The organism is Streptomyces prasinopilosus (assembly GCF_001419695.1).
Lineage (GTDB): Bacteria > Actinomycetota > Actinomycetes > Streptomycetales > Streptomycetaceae > Streptomyces > Streptomyces prasinopilosus.
This window is the reverse complement of record NZ_LIRG01000926.1, coordinates 1-2830: the sequence shown is the minus strand read 5'-3', so window position 1 is coordinate 2830 and position 2830 is coordinate 1. Positions and strand designations below refer to the sequence as shown.

The 2830-nt window shown below is 71.2% G+C and carries 5 protein-coding genes; 4 read left to right on the top strand and 1 reads right to left on the bottom strand.

Going from position 1 to position 2830, the window contains the following annotated elements:
* Positions 1-86: 86 nt before the first annotated feature.
* Together AOK18_RS28625 and AOK18_RS33495 are read left to right on the top strand one after the other, a co-directional pair.
* A complete protein-coding gene (locus AOK18_RS28625) occupies positions 87-470 on the top strand; it encodes a DUF6083 domain-containing protein (protein ID WP_055696202.1) in 384 nt (127 codons plus the stop codon).
* 181 nt (positions 471-651) lie between these two features.
* The gene (locus AOK18_RS33495; RefSeq protein WP_167738755.1) at positions 652-819 is read left to right on the top strand and encodes a hypothetical protein; all 168 of its coding nucleotides are present in this window, start codon (positions 652-654) and stop codon (positions 817-819) included.
* A gap of 290 nt (positions 820-1109) precedes the next feature.
* Here AOK18_RS33495 and AOK18_RS28615 read toward each other — a convergent pair whose 3' ends face one another.
* Entirely contained in the window at positions 1110-1580 is a 471-nt protein-coding gene (locus AOK18_RS28615; protein ID WP_055696200.1) for an ArsI/CadI family heavy metal resistance metalloenzyme, read from the bottom strand.
* Between the two features lie 94 nt (positions 1581-1674).
* Between AOK18_RS28615 and AOK18_RS28610 the strand changes: the two genes are divergently transcribed.
* Both AOK18_RS28610 and AOK18_RS28605 read left to right on the top strand, forming a co-directional pair.
* Complete coding sequence (locus tag AOK18_RS28610) at positions 1675-2082, top strand: ArsR/SmtB family transcription factor (protein WP_055696199.1); 408 nt, start codon at positions 1675-1677, stop codon at positions 2080-2082.
* Between the two features lie 80 nt (positions 2083-2162).
* Positions 2163-2830, top strand: a 668-nt coding sequence (locus AOK18_RS28605) for an arsenic resistance protein (RefSeq protein ID WP_420865656.1), incomplete at its 3' end; no start/stop codon positions are given.

Sequence of the window (2830 nt, the reverse complement as noted above, 5' to 3'; positions counted from 1 at the left end):
GTAGAGCGCGAACCGGACGGCTGCCCCGGGGGTTCCGTCCGGTTCGCGCTCTACGCCTGGGCCGACGGGCTGACGACCCTCACGGTATGGGGCTTGGGGAGAAGAAGCCGAGGCGGCTGGACGGCGGGCGGTCCCGCTGCCCGTACTGCGGACTGCCGCAGGACCGTGTGGCGACACTCGAACAGGAAGGGGTGTCGCTGGAGCCGGACATGCGCCCGCCGGCCCACCAGGTGCCGGCCGGGCACCGGTGGATCGAGCTGTCCGACGGACGGGTGACGGTCTACGGGGTGTGTCCACCGGACCAGTTCCAGCAGTGCCGCATCGAGCACCGTCTTGCCTGCCCGGCACAACCCCTGCCGGACCTGTGGCCGTGGTTGACGAGCCTCCGAGGGGAGAACGCGCGGCAAGTGGAGCGGCAGAGCGACCCTGAACCGCCCCCGCCTCCGGAGGAGTGGCCGGACGCCGGCTGAGAGGCACTTCGGGTGAGCGCCCCACGGACGAGTCCGGCCGGCGCCTGCGCTCCGCGGAGGGGGCGGAAGCAGGAAGGACCGGCGGTCCTCCCGAGGGCCGTTGCCGCGGACGCCCGCCCTCGTTGACGAAGTCGACCACGTCGGCGGTGACATGGACCCGCACGAGCAGAACGGATTCTCCATGAACGAAGTGCACGTACGGGTCGGCCTCTACCGGAACAGGTACCACACCGACACCTCCTGCCCCGCGCTGAACGGCAAGCCGGAGACGTTCGGAGGCATCGAGCGGATGCCCCGGGAGGAAGCGGAGACGCAAGGGCTCGGGCCCTGCCGGACGTGCGAGGCGTAGTCCTGCGCCCGGGTGATCTCCCGCCTGCCGCTCGGCGCCTCCTCAGGCGCTGAGGGGCTTGTCCGTCCGGTCGGGAGCGGCACGCCACGGCCGGCCGACCGCTTCGCCCGCTCCCCCTGTCCTCAAGGGTCGTCACCGGTCACGCCGAGCGGCCTCGGACGGCCCGAAGACGGCTCGGGGGCGGCCCGGAGACGGCCCGAGCGCGATGCGTCCGGGGGTCGAATCCGTGCGCGCCGACGCGAGGTGGCCCCGAGTGCGGCCGGGGCCCGTCCCCGCCCGAGCCCGCGCTCCTAGCCGCAGGCGCACCCCGCGGCACTCGGCGCCTCCTCGGTGGCCCGGCCGGTGCAGCAGCCGTCGCCGGTGGCACGGGGGTCGGCACTCTTGCCGAGGGTGTCGGCGTCGGCCTTCACGACGTAGACCTCCCAGGGCTCCTCGCCGGGGCCGTGCACCCACACCTTGTCCTGGAGGGCGTAGCAGCAGGACGTGTCGTTCTCCTCGAAGGTGGCCAGGCCGGCGTCCCTGAGCCGGGTCGTGGCCGCGGTGACCTGGTCGGTGGACTCGACCTCGACGCCGAGGTGGTCCAGGCGGGTCTCCTCGCCTGGCTCGCCCTCGATGAGGACGAGCTTGAGCGGGGGCTCGGTGAGGGCGAAGTTGGCGTAACCCTCGCGCCGCTTGGCCGGGTCGGTGCCGAACAGCTTCGAGTAGAAGGTGATCGACGCTTCCAGGTCACTGACACGCAGGGCGAGCTGAGCGCGGGACATGGCGGGGCTCCCATCCAGTCGGTTCGATTCCAGTTGATTCGATGTCCTTCGATGCAAGATTGCGCGCTGCATCGAAGGATGTCAACATAGAGGCATGTCGAATCAAGAGTTGGTGGTCCTCGGCCGGACCGACGAGTCCGCAACCTGCTGCCCCGGGCTGCTGACCGCCCCCCTGGACGGGGACCAGGCCGTGGAGCTGGCGAAGGTGTTCAAGGCCCTGGGCGACCCGGTGCGGCTGCGCCTGCTGTCGATGATCGCCTCACGGGCGGGCGGCGAGGTGTGCGTCTGCGACCTGACCCCGGCCTTCGACCTGTCCCAGCCGACGATCTCGCACCACCTGAAGCTGCTGCGGCAGGCCGGTCTCATCGACTGCGAACGGCGCGGCACGTGGGTCTACTACTGGCTGGTCCCGGAGACGACCGACCGACTGGCGAGCATCCTGACCCGCCCCACGGGCGAGCCCCTGCCCGACCGCACCGCGCCGGCCGGAGCCGCCTCGTGAGCGCTGCCGCACCCGAGCGGAACGTGGCGGGACGCCTGTCCTTCCTCGACCGCTACCTCGCCGTCTGGATCCTCGCCGCCATGGCCGCCGGACTCGGCCTGGGCCGCTTGGTCCCGGGCCTGGGCGACGCACTGGCCGAGGTGACCGTGACCGGGGTGTCCCTGCCGATCGCTCTGGGCCTGCTCGTGATGATGTACCCGGTGCTGGCCAAGGTCCGCTACGACCGCCTCGACACCGTCACCCGCGACCGCCGCCTGTTGCTGCCGTCCCTGCTGCTCAACTGGATCATCGGCCCGGCACTCATGTTCGCCCTGGCCTGGCTGCTCCTGCCGGACCTGCCCGCCTACCGCACCGGCCTGATCATCGTCGGCCTGGCCCGCTGCATCGCCATGGTCATCATCTGGAACGACCTCGCCTGCGGCCACCGTGAAGCCGCCGCCGTCCTCGTCGCCCTGAACTCCGTCTTCCAGGTCGTCGCCTTCTCGGCGCTCGGCTGGTTCTACCTCTCCGTCCTGCCCGGATGGCTCGGCCTGGAACAGTCCGGCCTGGACGTTTCGGTGTGGGAGATCACCCGCAGTGTGCTCATCTTCCTCGGCATCCCCCTCGCGGCCGGCTACCTCACCCGCCGCATCGGCGAGAAGGCCAAGGGCCGCACCTGGTACGAAGCCGAACTCATCCCGCGCATCGGCCCCTTCGCCCTGTACGGGCTGCTCTTCACGATCGTCCTCCTCTTCGCCCTGCAGGGCGA